This window comes from Variovorax sp. PBL-H6, assembly GCF_901827155.1.
GTDB lineage: Bacteria > Pseudomonadota > Gammaproteobacteria > Burkholderiales > Burkholderiaceae_C > Variovorax.
The window spans coordinates 3,725,456-3,742,019 of the sequence record NZ_LR594659.1; the positions used below are offsets into that span (position 1 = coordinate 3,725,456).

Here is a 16,564-nt window from a genome sequence, read left to right on the forward strand (position 1 = left end):
GATGCAGAGACTGCGGATCATCGTCGCATCGCTTGCGCTGCTCGGCGCCGCGGTGCTCTGGCTCGGATTCAAGGTGTTGATCCTCTGGTTGACCCGAGACTGACGGGCGAGCCAAAGCGTTTCAACAAGCGAGTCGCACTGTAGGAGGTTCCGATGAGCAAAGTCCTCGTGGTCGTCTATTCGCACACCGGCACCTCTCGTCGGCTTTCGGAGCAGCTCTGCAGCCAATTGGGGTGGCAGCTTGCCGAGATCGTCGAAGAACGCCCGCGCCGGGGCATCCTTGGCATCTGGCGATGCGTGCTGGATTCGCTCTTGCGACGGCGTCCCGCCATCCACTATGACGGACCGTTCCCAAGAAACTTCGACGCAGTCGTCCTGGTGTCGCCGATCTGGCTCGGTCGATTGGCCGGGCCGATGCGCAGCTTCATTGCGAGACGGAGGGACCATCTACCCGATGTCGCGACGATCTCGGTCGCCGGACGTACCGGAGATTTTTCGGCGGCCGCCGAGATGGCCGATCTCGTCGGCGAAGCGCCCATCATCAGTACGACATTCACCGCGCGAGAGATCGAGGACGGGACATGTACCGGCCGAATCCAGTTCTTCGGCGCCGCGCTCAATGGCGCCGAAGCGGCTCATGCAGCCGAGCGACGACGCATGCACTCCCCCATGATGGCTTGAGGCATTGTTCTCGATCACGCTCGGCAGCCCCTCTGACGCAGCGCATGGGTCATTGCCGTGCATCGATGTGCACGATCGGCAACTGCGATCGAACGAAGCTCAAGGCGTATTGCAGCGCGCCCAGGCTCTCGGCGTGCAAGGCGAACAAGGGTTGTCCGAGATCCACCCGGTCCTGCAAGCGAACATGCATCGTCGCCCCCGCCGCCGGATCGCGCGGCGCGCCGGCCAGTTTTGCCGCGCGCGTCAGGAGCCGGGTGTCGATGGCCGACACCAGGCCGCCCACCGGCGCACACACCTCGTGAGAATGCGCCGACCCGGGAGGCACGCGCATGCCGCCCTGTGCCTCGCAGATCGCGATGAACTTGGCGAGTGCTCGCCCGTCGTCCAGCACCGCCCGAGCCATGCGCACACCTGAGCCCGCTTCGCTCCGGCCCGCCATTTCCAGGATGCCTCCGGCGAGCAGCAGTGCACGTTCGCGCAGGTCCGACGGCGCATCGGCGCGGCGCTCGAGCACGGCCATGACGTCCATGGCTTCCAAGGCCGGACCGATACCGCGTCCCACCGGTTGGGTGCCGTCGGTGAGCTGGATCCGCACCTGGAGACCGAGCGCCGCACCTACGGACACCATGCTGCGCGAAAGCAGTCCGGCTGCCTCCACGCTGCGCAACTTGGTCAGGGGTCCGACCGGGAGGTCGATCAGCACACGCTGCGAACCCGCCGCGATCTTCTTCGACAGAATCGACGCCACCAACAAGCCTTCGCTGTCGAGGTTCAGCGGGCGCTCCACGCGTATGAGCATGTCGTCGGCGGGACTGATGCGCGCAGTGCCGCCCCACGCGATACAGCCTCCCTCGCGTTCCACGACGCGGCGCATCGAAGCCACGTCCAGTTCGACTGGTGCGAGTGTCTCCATTGCGTCGGCCGTGCCAGCCGCCGAAGTGATCGCACGCGAGGAAGTCTTCGGCATCGTTACGCCACATGCGGCGACGATGGGTACCACCAGCAATGTGGTCCGGTTCCCCGGCAGTCCGCCGATGCAATGCTTGTCCATGACGGGCGATACCCCCCAGTCGAGGCGCTCGCCGATGTCGACCATCGCCCGCGTCAATGCCACCGTCTCGTCGAAGTCGAGCCCCCCGCCAGCGCAGATGGTCACGAAGGAGGCAAGATGAATGTCGGCGAGCCGGCCAAGGCTCACGTCTTCCATCAGCGGGCGCAGCGCCCCGTAGTCGAACTTCACGCCATGGACCTTGGCGCGCAGGTGCGCCAGCGAATCCTGCAGCGGTGGATGGCGGACCTCCACCTCGTCCCCGCTGGCAGCCCCTAGCAGCGTCCAGGCGGCCTCCGACAGGGCGATCTCGTCATGCCGCAGCCACTCGTCGGTGACATGATGGAGGATCGCAAGCAGGTGGCGGGCGCCGGCGAGCACCTCGACCTGCGCTTGCGACTGGAATCCTTCGGCCCGGCAGACATCGCAATCGCTGCGCATGTAGACCACCGGCTGCTGGTAGGTGTCGATGCCGGCGCGTCGGGCCCGCAGGCGATTGGCGACCACGCGAGATCCGTCCTTCAAAGCGCCCGGCCTTCCCGATAGATCGGCACGCTCGTCGGCCAGCCATGGCGCTCCTCGATGGCCAGCCGCAGAGCATCGGCTGCCACCGGCTCGCCATGGGTGACAAACACCTGCCGGGGCTGCGGCAGCGCGCCAATCCAGGCGAGCAGCTGATCACGGTCGGCATGGGCCGACAGAGTGTCGAGGTTGGCCACCTCGGCGCGGACCGGCACGTAGGCGCCGTGGATCTTGATGGCCTCCGCGCCGCCGAGCAGCGCCGCGCCGCGCGTACCGGCTGCCTGGAAGCCGGCGAACAGGATCGTGTTCCTTGCTATCGGCGCATAGGTCTTCAGGTGATGCAGCACGCGGCCGCCGGTCGCCATGCCGCTGGCGGACACGATGATCGAGGGATAGCTCAAGTTGTTGAGCCGCTTCGAATCCTCGACGCTGTTGACGATGGTGACCTCCTTGCTCATGAGCGCGCATTGCTCGGCGCTGAGCCGGTGCTCATCCAGGTGATGCCGAAAGATCTGCGTGACGTCGGCCGCCATCGGGCTGTTCAGATAGACCGGCATGTCCGGAATGCGGTGCGCCTTCTTGAGCTGCTGAATGCAGTGCAACAGGGTTTGCGCACGCCCCACGGCGAAGGATGGGATGACGACGACGCCGCCCCGCGCCGCAGTCCTGTTGATCACCTCGGCCAGTGCCACGAGGGTGTCGGCCTCTCGGTGCCGACGGTCGCCGTAAGTGGACTCCACAACCACATAGTCCGCCGGTTCGGGAGCTTCCGGAGGGCGCATCATCAGGTCGTCGCTGCGTCCGAGATCGCCCGAGAAGAGAATGCTGCCGCCCGTCCAGGCGACGCGCACGCTGGCCGCGCCCAGGATGTGGCCCGCGCGCTTCAATCGCCAAGACCAGCCCGGCCATGGCGAATGCTCCTGGTCAAATGAAATGGGCTCGAAGCGCTTCAACGCCGCGCGGGCATCCTGCTCCGTGTAGAGCGGCAGCGCGGGCTTGTGCTTCGAATGCCCGTGCCGGTTCGCGAAATCGGCCCCCTCCTCCTGCAGCCGGCCCGAATCCGGCAACAGGAGTTCGCACAGCTCCAGCGTGGCCTGGGTGCAGAAGACCGGCCCCTTGAAACCGAGCTTGACCAGGCGTGGCACGAATCCGCTGTGATCCATGTGCGCATGGGTGAGCAGCACCGCATCGATCTTGGAGGCGTCGATGGGAAAGGCGTCCCAGTTTCGCAGCCGCAGCTGCTTCAGGCCTTGGAACAGGCCGCAGTCGACCATCAGCCGGCGCCCGTCGTGCTCCAGCAGGTATTTCGATCCGGTGACCGTGTCCGTACCGCCCAGAAATTCGATGCGCATGGGTTTCTCCTTCGTTGGGGGTGAGCTTGGCACTGGCGGCGCGGTCCGCCTTGATGCATGTCAAGCCGGACATGCACGCGCCGATTGATCCAGCGCAATGCGACGGCAGTGACCGGTTCTAAAGTAAAAGATGTTCAACTCCCTTCCACCATGCCTGATCCTTCGATGTCCATCCGTTCGATCCTGGTGCACCTCGACGGCAGCACGCATGCCGAGGCGAGGCTGCATTTAGGGCATCAACTGGCACAACTGCATGATGCGGTCCTCACCGCCCTGTTCGCGGTGACACCCCAGTACCTGCCGCTGCTCCCGCTCGAAGGGGACTCCCTGGCCAGCCGCATGGCCGGACGAATCGACCCGGGTCATCGCGCCCACGCGCACGAGCTCGTCGAGCGAGCGCGCTCATGGGGAAAGGTCTCGGTCGAGTGGCTGGAGCTGAGCGGAGAACCGGTCATCCCGAGCTTTGCACGTCGTGCAATGTCGGCCGATCTCCTGGTGCTCGGCCAGCGCGATCCTGCGGATGCCGCCGCCTTCGACGTGCCGGGCGACTTCGCAGAGGCAGTGATCATCGATGGTGGCCGCCCGGCGGTTGTCGTCCCGTTTGCAGGTTCCGCAACGCCACAGCCAAAGACGGTCCTCGTGGCGTGGAAGTCGACGCCGGAATGTGCCCGTGCCTTGGCTGCTTCCCTGCCCCTTCTGCGCGCTGCGAGCAAGGTCCATCTGGTCTGCGCGAGCGACAACGTCGACGAAGGATTCCCGGCGCCCGTGAAGCTGATCCCCTACCTCCACTTGCATGGGATCGACCACGTTCACGAGCACCGGCGGCTCGACGACAGTGGCGCCGGACGGGAAATCCTCGCCCTGGCATCCGAGACCGCCGCCGATTTGATCGTGATGGGGTGCTACGGACATACCCGGGCACGCGAGCTCGTCCTTGGGGGCGCGTCCCGGATCGTTCTCGATTCGATGCGCGTACCGGTGCTCATGGCGCACTAGCCAAAACCCTGGGCCATGTCGCAGGCCGAGTGCCAGGCTTCAATGGCGCTCATCTGTCCATGTCAGCGCCCGGGTCGTTCACATTTGCGTTGGCGCAAACCCTGCCACTTCGATTCATCGCATGCTGAGCACCCCTACCCACGTCATCGAAGGTACGCATATGAAGCCCACCACCCTGCTGGTCCTGCTCTCAATGGCGTTCAGCTCAGCGAGCTTTGCAGCGGACTACACCCAACCCGGACAGCTGAGCGCTCCGCCCGGTCCTGTCCAGAAGTCCAGGGACGCCGCGAACAAGGCTGCGCGCGAAGCGGATGCCGCCGCACGCAAGGCAGCCGACGATGCCAAGGCAGCATTGCAGAGAAGCGAAGCCACCGCAGGCAAGGTCTCGAAGGCTCTCGCCGAAGCCATCCGGCGAGCGGCGCGCAAGGCTGCGGAATCTGCGAGACGCTTCGAGGAGAAGGCTTCTGCATCGGCAAGCAAGGCGGTCGATGCGAGCCGCGATGCCGCTCACGCCGCTGCGCAGGCGAGCAAGAAGTCCGCGGTCGCCGCTCGTGAGGGGCTCGACAAGGCGGAGGACGCTTTCCAGCGGACTCTGTCATCGAACAAGGAAGCTGCCGAAAAGGCAGCCGCGGCGACCCGTGAAGCGCTCAGGAAGGCAGAGGAAACGACACGCTCCGCAGCCGGCGCTGCCAGGGAGGCTGCGCGGCGCTCCCGGGAGGCGGACCGTCCTGCGTCGCCTCCACCCGAGCGGAAGTGAGACGAAGCTCCATGCCCGTTCAGCATCCTTGCCTCCATGTGAGAGCGAACCTGCGGCGGACACCACGCAGCACCGCTCGACATCGACCATGAACAATCGGAAATCCGCGTTGCTTGTCGCAGCCGCATTGGCCACCCTCTACTGGCCAGCAGCCAGCGAACTGTGAGACATCGATCCACCCCACGCACCTTCCGAGGAGAACCGCATGACGATCGGCTTGATCTGCACGCAGGGAACTACTGGAGCCTTCCGCCCCGGCAGCTGATGGCGCAGTTGCGCGCGACGGACCGCGGCCTCACCGCGACAGAGGCGGCCGTGCGCCTGGCGCAGTACGGACCCAACGCCATCGACGCGACAAGGCCTGCGGGCGCCATGGGCCTCTACGCGAGGCAGTTCAAGAGCCCGCTGGTGCTGATCCTCATCGTCGCCTCGGTCGTCTCCCTGTTCGCCACGGAATGGGTCGATGCCGGCGTCGTGCTCGCGATCGTCCTGGGCAGCACGTTACTCGGATTCGTGCAGGAGTACGTTGCCAGCAACGCCGTCGAACGGCTTCGCTCGCAGGTCACCCTCAGCGCCCTCGTGACGCGAGACGGAATCGAGCTCACGCTGCCATCTGCCGAGGTGGTTCCCGGGGACGTGGTGCGACTGAGGGCCGGCAGCCTGGTGCCGGCCGACGCCGTGGTGCTGGATGCCAATGACTTCTTCGTCAGCCAGGCGGTCCTCACCGGCGAGACCTTCCCGGTGGAGAAGATGCCCGGCGCTGTGGCGCCGGCAGCGGGACTGGCCGAGCGCAGCAACTGTGTCTTCATGGGCACCAGTGTTCGCAGCGGCACGGCGCGAGTGCTGGTTGCAGCGACGGGCAGGCGATCCGTCTTCGGCCAGGTCGCGGGGAAGCTGGCGTTGCGCCCGGCGCTGACCGAGTTCGAGCGGGGAATCCACCACTTCGGCTACCTGCTCACGCGCATCATGCTGGTGATGGTGATGATCGTCCTCGCGATCAACATCTTCCTGGCCAAGCCCCCGGTCGAGTCGCTGCTGTTCGCGCTCGCCCTCGCGGTGGGACTGGCGCCCGAACTGCTCCCCGCCATCATCAGCGTCGCCCTGTCGCACGGCGCCAAGCGGATGGCTCGCCTGGGCGTGATCGTGCGGCGCCTGGCTTCGATCGAGAACCTGGGCAGCATGGACGTGCTGTGCACCGACAAGACCGGCACGCTCACGGCAGGGGTCGTGCAGCTCGATGCCGCGGCCGACCTGGCCGGCCGCCCCAGCGCGGCGGTACTGCGCCTCGCCTGCATCAACGCGCGATTCCAGACCGGCATGGCAAACCCGCTGGACGAGGCCGTGAGCTCCGCGGGCGACAAGGCGGGCGTGGACCTGGCCGCGGTGAGCAAGGTGGATGAGATCCCCTATGACTTCGTTCGCAGATCACTGTCCGTGGTCGCAGCCGACGCCACCGGCGCGCGGACCCTCGTGACCAAGGGTGCGCTGTCGAATGTCGTGGCGATGTGCGACCGGGTCTGCGACGGCACGGCGGTCAACCTGCTGGATGCGGCGGCTCGAGCGCAGATCGAGGCGCGCTACGACGACTGGAGCACCCAGGGATTTCGCGTGCTTGGCGTGGCCTCCCGCGCGGTGGACCCGCGCAACGCGTCGTATTCGCGCATCGATGAAACCGGGATGTGCTTCGAGGGCTTCCTGCTGTTCCTTGATCCGCCAAAGGACGATGCGCGCCAGACCCTCGTGGACCTGGCGCAGCGCGGCGTACAGCTGAAGATGATCACCGGCGACAACCACAAGGTGGCTCGGCACATTGCGCAGGCGATCGGCCTGCCGGTCGAGGCGACCCTGACCGGAGCCGGCCTGGATGCGATGAGCGACGAGGCCCTGCTGCATGCGGCACAGCAGACCACCGTTTTCGCCGAGGTCGATCCGAACCAGAAGGAGCGCATCATCCTTGCGCTGCGCAAGACCGGCCACGTGGTCGGGTACATGGGGGACGGCATCAACGATGCGCCTGCGCTGCACAGCGCGGACGTGGGCATCTCGGTCGACACCGCGGTCGACGTGGCCAAGGAGGCCGCGGACTTCGTGCTGCTGCGCAAGGACCTGGCCATCCTGCGGGCCGGCATCGACGAAGGACGCATGATCTTCGCCAATACGCTCAAGTACGTCCTGACCACGATCAGCGCCAACTTCGGCAACATGTTCAGCATGGCGGTCGCCTCCGTCCTGCTGCCGTTCCTGCCCTTGCTGGCTTCGCAGATCCTGCTGAACAACTTCCTGTCGGACATTCCCGCCGCCACCATCGCCAGCGACACGGTGGATGACGAATGGGTGGCAAAGCCGCGGCGCTGGGACATGGCGTTCATCCGCGACTACATGGTGCTGTTCGGCCTCGTGAGCTCGGCGTTCGACTTCCTCACGTTCGGCGCCCTCCTGTGGCTGTTCGAGGCCCGCCCCGAGGAATTCCGCACTGGCTGGTTCATCGAATCGCTGCTGACGGAACTGGTGGTCGCCCTGGTGGTGCGCACGCGCGGCCCCTTCTGGCGCAGCCGGCCGGGACACCTGCTGCTCGCGAGCACTGCAGCGGTCACGGTTCTGGCGCTCGCGCTGCCGTACCTGCCGTTCGTGTCCGTCCTCGGCTTCGTGCCATTGCCCGCATCGCTGGTGCTGGCGATGATCGTACTGACCTTGGCCTATGTCGCGGCGGTCGAGGTGGCCAAGCGGTTCTTCTATCGGCGACGCTAGTGGGCCAAACAGTCGGTTCGGGAGTGAAGGCCCCTGGAAATCGGCCGCGTGCGGGGTGCGCCAGGATGGTCTCAATGCGACATCAACACCGGCAAGGTCATGGATTGAAGCATCGACCGCGTAGCGCCACCGAGGACCCATTCGCGGGCGCGGCTGTGGCCGTAGCAGCCCATCACCAGCAGGTCGGCGCTCACGTCGGCGGCCATCGAAAGGATCCTCTCCCCGACCTCGCCCTCATCCGGGTCGCCGTGTTGCATCGCGGCATTCACTCCGTGCGCATTCAGATAGCGCTGCAGGCTGCGCAAGGAGGCCTCGGCGTCTTCGCCATACGAGACCGCACGGACGGACTCCGCGCGTACCAGCCACGGCAGCGCTGCCGACAACGCACGCGCGGCCTCGCGTGTTTGCTTCCAGGCGATCAGGACCCTCCGGCCGATGGTGTCGACCGGTCCCGCATAGGGCACCACCAGGGCGGGCCGGCCCGACTCGACAAGCACGCTGGGCACGAAATCCGCGGGCAACTCTCCAGCCGCAGGGTCGTCGGAGTCGCGCTGCCCCAGGATGAGCAGGTCGGCATAGAGGGCGCGGCGGGCGAAGCCCCAGGGAGCGTCGCTCATCGGTTCCTCCCAGTGAAGGCGCGGCGATTCGCCGCCGGCCGCCTTGAAGGTCGCATACGCCTTGTCGCGACAGTCCTTGTCGAGCGTTTGCATGATCGCCACGGCTTCAGCCGCGCCTTCCAGGGCATAGGGGTATCGCATCAGGGCCGACATGGTGCAGGGCTGCGCGATGACTGCGCTGTCGAAAGCATCGGCAACCTGGCGCGCAATCCTGACTCGTTCCGCTGCTCGCGCGGAGCTGTCGAGGTGAAGCAGGATGGTCTTGGGTGTGTGCATGAGTGGCTCCTTGAATGCCCTGAAGGAAAACGCCCAAACTAACCCCGGAGACGCTCGGCGCCTTTGCGCCGCATCAAACGCGAGCCACGCTTGGGGCGGAGGTACGGCGCCGATCGCGCAGGACGATGACCGGCACTGCAATCCCGCTCACGAGCAGTAGCCAGTCTTGCGCAACGCCAAGGAGGATGGCGGCGCTGCCGCCCACCAGCGACCAGAAGAGTGGAATGACGAGCATCCAGCGCGGCACAGGCGTCGTCGTGAGCAGCAGCAAGCCGAAAGTGAAGATCGTGACCGGGCAGGGCGTGATGCCGAACATCGGAATCTCGGGATAGCGATGGCCAGTCCACATTCCCAGCAGCGGGTAGAGGACCGCCGCATAGATGACCAGCGCCCACCCCAACCAGGCAGTGGGCCTTCCACTGGTGCCGAAATCCATGCGCCCGCGCAGAACGGCGTTATGGAACAGGCCTGCGCCCTGCAAGACGAACAGGGCACCGAAGAGAAACGCCGCCTCGTTGAGAGCCGAGAAGAACAGCCAGTGGTATGCGATTCCGGTCCAGGCCCACATCGACGCCAAGCCCGTTCCGATGATGCGGCTGCCTGCGCGCGAAGGTCGAACGACCATGCCGGCCATGACGATGCCGAGCAGGTAGCCGATGATCTGTACCGGCCAAACGGCATCGTTGTAGGCGCCGAACAGAGCGATGAACTGATGGGGGGCAAATGGCAACATGAGGTCGACATGGAGCGTGCACGCCCTTTCCGATCGAGAGGCGAACTTCGCTTCGAAGCATGCGCCGCAATGTTCCGCCTCGCACGTTGACTTGCCTTGCGCCACATCAAGTCACGGTGCGCCGCCGTTCCGATACTGGCAGCCTCTCCATTCGAGATTTGAAGGGATGCTGTATGTACCAGAGAATTCTTGTTCCGGTCGACGGCAGTGCCACGGCGCAGCGCGGGCTGGAGGAAGCCACCCGCCTGGGGAAATTGACGCAGGGTCGGCTGCGGCTCATCCACGTGATAGACGAACTCTCGTTCGCGCTTGCCATGGACGCCTACGCCGGCCACGCCGGGGACTGGCTGAGTTTGCTGCGCGTGGATGGCGAGCGGCTTCTCGCGCAAGCCAAGGCAGTCGCGGAGGCGGCCGGCGTCGAAGCCGACACGGTCCTCTACGACAGGCGTTCCGGACAGGTTGACGAGCTGGTCACCGCCGAAGCCGCCAGATGGCCTGCGGACCTGATCGTGCTGGGAACGCATGGCCGCCGCGGGGTAGGACGCGTCCTCATGGGCAGCAGCGCGGAGCACATCCTGAGGCATGCGCCTGTGCCGGTTCTGCTCGTGCGGGCGCCGGAGAGCGAGACCAGGGAACCGTTGCACGTGAGGCAGCCAACCGGGGCCCTGGCCTTCGAATGATGGCAACAGCGCCCTGACGCCGCAGGGCGTGCATGTGCCCAACGGCTTCGCGATCACGGCCGAGGCCTATCGACGCACGCTGGAGCTCTCCGGTGCGCTGCCGCGCTTGAGCGACGCGCTGGCCGGCGGCGACGAGAGAGCCTGAAGCTTCTTGCGCAAAGCGATGATGCTCCCTGCGACGCACATCGACGCAAGGCGCCCGATGCACATGCACGAGAGTTGAGGAAGATCAAGCCGCCTGTCCACGCGGCTGCCTACATTGACAAGGCGCGGTGCAGATGCCCCACGCTTTCGCAATCACGTCTACCCCAAGGAACCATCATGAGCAACCTGAGACTTCTGGACCCTGTGTTCGGCAACGACTTCGAAGCTGCGCTGCGCCGCTTCTTCTCCCCTACGGTCTTCGAGGGCGAGCCCGCTCCCCTGAAGATGCGCATCGACGTGAAGGAGAACGACAAGGCCTTCACGGTGCAGGCCGACATCCCGGGTGTGAAGAAGGAAGACATCAATGTCAAGATCGACGGCAACGTCGTCAGCATCGACGCCGAGTCGAAGAGCGAGAAGGAAATCAAGGGCACCGGCGACAAGATCCTGCGCAGCGAGCGCCACTACGGCTCGGTATCTCGCACGTTCAGCCTTGGCCAGGATGTCGACGACACGAAGGTGCAGGCAAAGTACGTCGACGGTGTGCTCACGCTGGAGCTGCCGAAGAAGGCGCCGGCCGACTCGCCGAAGATCGTCATCCAGTGAGAGCCATGCGGCCCCGAAAGTCCCGGCAGCCGGCGACCGGGGCCAGTCGTGGGAACAACCTTGATTCTTCATCAAGAGGAATTCATGACCTTGAATGCTCAACTCCGAGAAGCAGGCAGCGCCCGCCCCTTTGAGCTCATCGCTCCGCTCAGCCGCGGCAATTGCCTTGCTGTGCTCAGGGCCATCGAGGATGACATGGAGGCGGCGCTCGAGGCTGCGCGCAGGGCGCGCGCAGCCCAATGCCTGGAAGCCTTGCGCGGGCTCCTCGCCCCTTTTGAGCTTGACCGCCACGAAATCCGGATCAGCGCGGCCTCGGACTTCACGTGCCTGGATGTGCGCACTCGTTCGTCGCCGAATCGCCATGCACGGCAGCTGAGCAAGTTGCATGCTGATGGCGTCGTGCTCCACGTCCTGCAGGAAATCGACGAGTTCCTCCAGGACCATGTGGAATGGACACGCCTGCTGGACGGCGAGATCCTCAATCCATGAAGCTCGAACCTATGGTTCTCTTTTCGAACTGGTCCGTTCCGAAGCCCCGCACTCCGCAACCTTCTAGCGCTTCGTTGAAGACGGCCGGGGCACATGCGGGATGTAAGGCGCGGAACTCCATTCAGGGCGGTCGCTGCGGGCGCTGTCGACGATGACCAAGTAGCGGCCCGGGTCTGAGACCGTCTCGCGGTCCTCTCTCAGCACCCAGAACTTCTGCCCTCCGCCCGCAAGCCGCTCGTACTCGGCATCCAGCACGCCATAGCGGTCCAGCAGCGTGTTCAGCGTGGCAGGGATGCGAACGCAGCCCTTGGACTGCGCGCTGCCGAGGCGACGCTCCAGCAGTTCCGCGTCCGTCGCGTGCATCTGCAGCCGCATCTCCATCACGGCGCCATCACCCCAGCCCTTCGGTGCAAGCTGCCAGCCGAAGTCGTAGACGCGCATGTCCCTTTCGCCATAGCCCCGGATCCCGTTGCTGTTGAAAGTCCCTTCGGCACGAAAGTCGGGATTGGACGGCGAATGATCGAACACACCCGCCGGCGTCTCGAAATGGTCGAATTCCCCGGGGCGTCCCGTGGACACCGGCGAGGCGCCGATGAAACGGTATTCGCCAACGGCGGAGCGCCAGAACAGAAGCGCCGCCTGGACCCGGGGATCGCGATCAACGACGAGCAAGTACTGTGCGTGCGACACCTCCGCATGCGCGCCCATGAGCGCTCCGTCCGCCAGGCGCTGGTAGCGCGGTACTTCGTCGGCAGGCACATCGAGCACCTTGTCCACCCGGCTGCGATACAACGCCGCCAGTTCGGAAGGGACCGCGGGCGCCGCTACGACCGCGGCGGAGAAGAAGAGCAGCAGCGCGACGGCACCGGCCCGGACCTGACAAGGCGCGATGGGTCTGTTCATGCAGCGCATTGTTGAACGGCCTCGCGCGCCGCGCTTGACGAAGATCAAGCAAGAGTCGACCCCCGAATCCGACAGGGCAGACGCGTGCTTCCCTTGATCCAGCGCAACGCGGTGGCGGCGATGTCTTTCTACAGTGGCATCGACGCCTCGCAAAAAGGCCCAACCTCGATTTCACATTGAAAGGAAAGTCATGAAGTCCGATACGCAACTCCGCACCGATGTCCTGGCCGAGCTCGACTGGGATCCGGCGATCAAGGCCGGCACCGTCGGCGTCACCGTCAAGGAGGGCGTGGTCACGTTGACAGGCCATCTTGGCAGCCATGCCGAAAAGATCGCCGCCGAACGCGCCGCGCAACGTGTCGGGGGCGTCAAAGCGCTGGCGGTCGAGATGACGGTCAAGCTGCCCGCGGGCGATGAGCGCACGGATTCAGACGTTGCCCGGGCCGTGGAGCACGCGCTCGAATGGAGCATCCTCGTGCCGAAGGGAAAGATCAAGCCGATCGTCGAGAGCGGCTGGGTAACGCTGAACGGCGAGGTCGACTGGGAGTACCAGCGCCGTGCAGCGGAGCACGCGGTCCGTCACCTGATGGGCGTCACGGGCATCTCGAACCTGGTCAAGATCTCTCCGAAGCTGCATGCCGCGGACATCGAAAAGAAGCTGCGGGAAGCGTTGGCCCGGCAGGCGCAGCGCGAGAGCGATCGCATCCGGATCTCGGTCGACGGGTCCAGGATCGCGCTGCGCGGCAGCGTTCATTCCTTCGCAGAGCTCTATGCGGTCCGCAATGCCGCCTGGTCGGTGCCGGGCGTGACCTCGGTCGAGAACGAGCTGGTGGTCCTGGACTGAAGCCACTCCGGATGACGGCTCCAAGCCATGAAGAAGCGCTCGACTCCCAGTCCCTCCACCGCACGCGCACAAAGGCGCCGGGGACGATCGCCGTTGCCTCCCGGCGACGCTGCGGGCGAAGCGATCAGCAGCACGCGGCGTGGGGCGTGGGAGCCGGATCGGATCGATATCGAGCGGCCCAACGAGGGGCATGGCCATTCCATCGAGAAGGCGGCGCGCGACGCCGAAGCAGGAGGCATCGAAGCGCCTGAATCTCTCTCGGAAGAGAGGAAGTCCTCGCCTTTCGAATAGCCCCGAAGCCGCGAAGCGCCTCCTGCTCGGCATGCCGGGCCAGCGCTTCGCCGATTCGCGCGGCGCAAGCTTGACGTACCCACAAGCCGCGCCAGCAGTGCCCCTCCGACGCGGCAGCTGGCCCTACTCGCTTCGCCCTGCATGGATGGCCATGTCACTCGGCGCACCACCGACGCTGACGCGCCATCGCTTGACGAACTCGAACCAGCGCCAACTCAAGGCCGATATGCTCAGCGCCGCCAGCACGAGCGACGGCGACGGCCGAGCGAACGCGAACAGGCGAGTGACGGCAGGCACGGCGAGCACGACGCCCAGGAGCAGGATGGCGCCCAACACGATCCAGCCGAACTGCCGGGTGGGCTCGCCGTGGCCGCGCCAGGCGCTTCGGCCCCATGAGCGATTGCTCTGGATCAGCGCCAGGTTGGACAGTACAAGGGCCGAAAAGGTCAAGGTCCGAGCCACTTCGTCGCGATCAGACGGAACAAGGTGCCGGCTGGCGGCGTAGACGGTCAACAGCAGCGCCAGCAAGCCTGCGCCTTGCCATAGCCCCCGCACGACAACGGATCGCTCGAACAGGCCTTGATGTGCAGGGCGGGGAGCGACCTTCATGGCGCCCGGCTCCGGCGGCTGGGCCTCGAACACCATGGAGCAGGCCGGGTCGATGATCAGCTGCAGGAACACGATGTGAACCGGCATCAGCAGCATCGGCCAGCCCAGCAATACCGGCAGCACCGACAGGCCGACGATCGGCACGTGCGCGGCTATCACGAAGACCATCGCTTTGCGCAGGTTGGCGAACACACGGCGCCCGTAGCGAACCGCCGTGACCAGCGAGGCAAAGTCGTCGGTCAGCAGGACCAGCGCAGCCGCCTCGCGCGCCACCTCCGTGCCCCGCGCGCCCATCGCCACGCCGATGGCGGCTGCCTTCAGCGCGGGTGCGTCATTGACGCCATCGCCGGTCATTGCGACTACATCGCCCCTTGCGGCAAACGCCCGCACGATGCGCAGCTTCTGTTCGGGTTGGACGCGCGAGAAGATGCAGGTGTCAGCCAGGCGCGCGGCGAGCGCCTCATCCGTAAGCGATGCAAGCTCGACCCCGCTGATGACCGGCGTGTCGGCTTGCATGCCGGCCTGGCGAGCCACCGAAAGCGCCGTCGCCGAATGGTCGCCTGTCATCATCACCACGCGGATGCCGGCAACGCGGCACTCGGCGATGGACTGCGCCACATGGGGTCGCAGCGGGTCTTCAAGCCCGAGGAGCCCCAGGAACTGGAACTCGAAATCATGCTGGATCTCGGGCAGCGAGGCTGCGCCGAAGGTGGCTTGCGCCACACCCAGTACGCGCAGGCCGTCCTGCGCCATTGCTCGCACCTGCGCGGCCACGCTGGCACTCCGCCCCGGGTCCATGTGGCACAGGTCGACGATGGCTTCCGGCGCGCCTTTGGCCGCGATGAGCCGGTCGCGCTGATCCGGCGACTGCCACACGCGCGACATGGCCAGCATCCCTGGAGACAAGGGATAGTCGTCCACAAGCGTCCATTCGGCGTGCAAGTGCTCCGTGCCGGCGAGCAGGTCCCTCCCGGCAGCGACGATGGCCGCCTCCATCGGATCAAAGGTCCGTCGATGGCTGGCGAGCACGGCGTACTCCAGGACACCATGCAGCTCCTCCTGCAGTGCGCCACCGGCCATTTGCAGCCGGTCATAGACCGCCGCCTCGGACCACAGGCGTCTGATGGACATCCGGTTGACGGTGAGCGTGCCGGTCTTGTCCACGCACAGCACGGTGGTGCCGCCGAGCCGTTCGATGGCGGGAATGCTCTTCACGAGAACCTTCTCGCGCGCCAGCCTCCAGGCGCCCAAGCCAAGGAAGAGCGTGAGGACCAGCGGAAGCTCTTCCGGCAGGATCGCCATGGCAAGCGTGAGCCCCGCCAGTACCCCCTGCAGCCACTCGCCCCGGCTGATGCCGTGCGCGACGACGAGGACACCGGCCAGCGCGAGGCCGATGGCGACCATCTGCTTGACGATGCGGCGCGTCTCCAGCTGGATCGGCGTGGATACGGCCGCGACGTTCGCGAGCGACTGACCGATGCGCCCCAGCGCGCTGCGGGCGCCGGTGGCAATCACGCAACCGAGCCCGGCTCCTCGCGTCACCAGAGTGCCGGAGAACGCCTTCGAAGTGTCCTCGGTCGTCCTCGATGGCGAAGGCTCCTTCCCCACTGGCATGGACTCGCCGGTCAGCAGCGACTCGTCGATGGCGAGATCGGTCGCATGGACGAGATCCATGTCAGCGGGGACGCGGTCACCTTCGTTCAGCAGCACGACGTCGCCGACCACCAGCTCGCGCGCAGGAACGCGGTGCGCTGTCGCGCCGCGAAGGACCATGGCCTGCGGGCTGGCCAGCTCGCGCAATGCATCGAGCGCGCGTTCGCTGCGCCGCTGTTGAAAGAAGCTGATGGCCATGACCACGGTGACGAAGCCGAGGAGCATCAGTGCTTCGTGGGCATCGCCGAGCACCATGTAGATGCCCCCGCACGCCACCAGCAGCAGGAACATCGGCTCGGATGCCACCTCGCGCGCCACCCTCAGCATCCCGCGTGGGCGCGAAACCGGCAGTTCGTTCGGGCCGTCTCGCTTCAGCCGATACGCCGCCTCCGCCTCGTTCAGCCCGCCCGGCACGGGCGCGGACACCGGTCCTCGCGAGCGCTCGTTCATCGATACCGCGGCGGCTCCGGTGCCTCGACTCGCATCGCGAAAAGAATCTTCATGGCTTGACTCTGGTTGAACTCGAGTCGTCCGATGATCGTCGCGAGCGTGTCGATCTTCCTTGCGCCAGATCAAGGCGCAAGATATCGCGGGTGTCGACACTGCGACGAGGGC

At 65.9% G+C, this 16,564-nt stretch carries 14 protein-coding genes; 8 read left to right on the forward strand and 6 right to left on the reverse strand.

What is annotated here, in order from left to right; genetic code table 11:
• Positions 1-153: 153 nt before the first annotated feature.
• Positions 154-681: a flavodoxin family protein gene (locus tag G3W89_RS17595; RefSeq protein ID WP_162575387.1), complete on the forward strand. Its 528-nt coding sequence runs from the start codon at positions 154-156 to the stop codon at positions 679-681.
• A 49-nt stretch (positions 682-730) separates the two neighbouring features.
• Here G3W89_RS17595 and G3W89_RS17600 read toward each other — a convergent pair whose 3' ends face one another.
• Both G3W89_RS17600 and G3W89_RS17605 read right to left on the reverse strand, forming a co-directional pair.
• Positions 731-2,236, reverse strand: a complete 1,506-nt coding sequence (locus tag G3W89_RS17600) for a thymidine phosphorylase family protein (RefSeq protein WP_162575388.1) — start codon at positions 2,234-2,236, stop codon at positions 731-733.
• 14 nt (positions 2,237-2,250) lie between these two features.
• Positions 2,251-3,603, reverse strand: a complete 1,353-nt coding sequence (locus G3W89_RS17605; RefSeq protein ID WP_162575389.1) for an MBL fold metallo-hydrolase RNA specificity domain-containing protein — start codon at positions 3,601-3,603, stop codon at positions 2,251-2,253.
• 84 nt (positions 3,604-3,687) lie between these two features.
• Between G3W89_RS17605 and G3W89_RS17610 the strand changes: the two genes are divergently transcribed.
• The 3 genes from G3W89_RS17610 to mgtA all read left to right on the forward strand — a co-directional run bounded on the left by G3W89_RS17610 (position 3,688) and on the right by mgtA (position 8,104).
• Positions 3,688-4,599, forward strand: coding sequence for a universal stress protein (locus tag G3W89_RS17610; protein WP_232076594.1), 912 nt, complete (start codon positions 3,688-3,690; stop codon positions 4,597-4,599).
• A gap of 121 nt (positions 4,600-4,720) precedes the next feature.
• Complete coding sequence (locus G3W89_RS17615) at positions 4,721-5,356, forward strand: hypothetical protein (protein ID WP_232076596.1); 636 nt, start codon at positions 4,721-4,723, stop codon at positions 5,354-5,356.
• A 264-nt stretch (positions 5,357-5,620) separates the two neighbouring features.
• Positions 5,621-8,104, forward strand: coding sequence for a magnesium-translocating P-type ATPase (gene mgtA / locus G3W89_RS17620; RefSeq protein ID WP_162575390.1), 2,484 nt, complete (start codon positions 5,621-5,623; stop codon positions 8,102-8,104).
• A 71-nt stretch (positions 8,105-8,175) separates the two neighbouring features.
• Here mgtA and G3W89_RS17625 read toward each other — a convergent pair whose 3' ends face one another.
• Both G3W89_RS17625 and G3W89_RS17630 read right to left on the reverse strand, forming a co-directional pair.
• The gene (locus tag G3W89_RS17625; RefSeq protein ID WP_162575391.1) at positions 8,176-8,997 is read right to left on the reverse strand and encodes a universal stress protein; all 822 of its coding nucleotides are present in this window, start codon (positions 8,995-8,997) and stop codon (positions 8,176-8,178) included.
• A 73-nt stretch (positions 8,998-9,070) separates the two neighbouring features.
• On the reverse strand, positions 9,071-9,730 hold the full coding sequence (locus G3W89_RS17630; protein ID WP_162575392.1) for a DUF6064 family protein: 660 nt from the start codon (positions 9,728-9,730) through the stop codon (positions 9,071-9,073).
• A 173-nt stretch (positions 9,731-9,903) separates the two neighbouring features.
• Here G3W89_RS17630 and G3W89_RS17635 point away from each other — a divergent pair, with 173 nt between their 5' ends.
• From G3W89_RS17635 to G3W89_RS17645, 3 genes are all read left to right on the forward strand, one after another.
• Complete coding sequence (locus G3W89_RS17635) at positions 9,904-10,410, forward strand: universal stress protein (protein WP_162575393.1); 507 nt, start codon at positions 9,904-9,906, stop codon at positions 10,408-10,410.
• Positions 10,411-10,731: 321 nt separating this feature from the next.
• The gene (locus G3W89_RS17640; RefSeq protein WP_162575394.1) at positions 10,732-11,160 is read left to right on the forward strand and encodes an Hsp20/alpha crystallin family protein; all 429 of its coding nucleotides are present in this window, start codon (positions 10,732-10,734) and stop codon (positions 11,158-11,160) included.
• Positions 11,161-11,208: 48 nt separating this feature from the next.
• A complete protein-coding gene (locus G3W89_RS17645; protein WP_162575395.1) occupies positions 11,209-11,649 on the forward strand; it encodes a hypothetical protein in 441 nt (146 codons plus the stop codon).
• Positions 11,650-11,712: 63 nt separating this feature from the next.
• Here the strand turns inward: G3W89_RS17645 and G3W89_RS17650 are convergent, their stop codons facing one another.
• A complete protein-coding gene (locus G3W89_RS17650; RefSeq protein ID WP_232076598.1) occupies positions 11,713-12,552 on the reverse strand; it encodes a L,D-transpeptidase in 840 nt (279 codons plus the stop codon).
• A gap of 190 nt (positions 12,553-12,742) precedes the next feature.
• On the opposite strand from G3W89_RS17650, the gene G3W89_RS17655 reads away from it, so the two are divergent.
• Positions 12,743-13,396, forward strand: coding sequence for a BON domain-containing protein (locus G3W89_RS17655; RefSeq protein WP_162575397.1), 654 nt, complete (start codon positions 12,743-12,745; stop codon positions 13,394-13,396).
• A gap of 414 nt (positions 13,397-13,810) precedes the next feature.
• On the opposite strand, the gene G3W89_RS17660 is transcribed toward G3W89_RS17655, so the two are convergent.
• Positions 13,811-16,399 (reverse strand): cation-translocating P-type ATPase, encoded by a 2,589-nt coding sequence (locus tag G3W89_RS17660; protein WP_162575398.1) that lies wholly within the window; start codon positions 16,397-16,399, stop codon positions 13,811-13,813.
• Positions 16,400-16,564 lie beyond the last annotated feature (165 nt).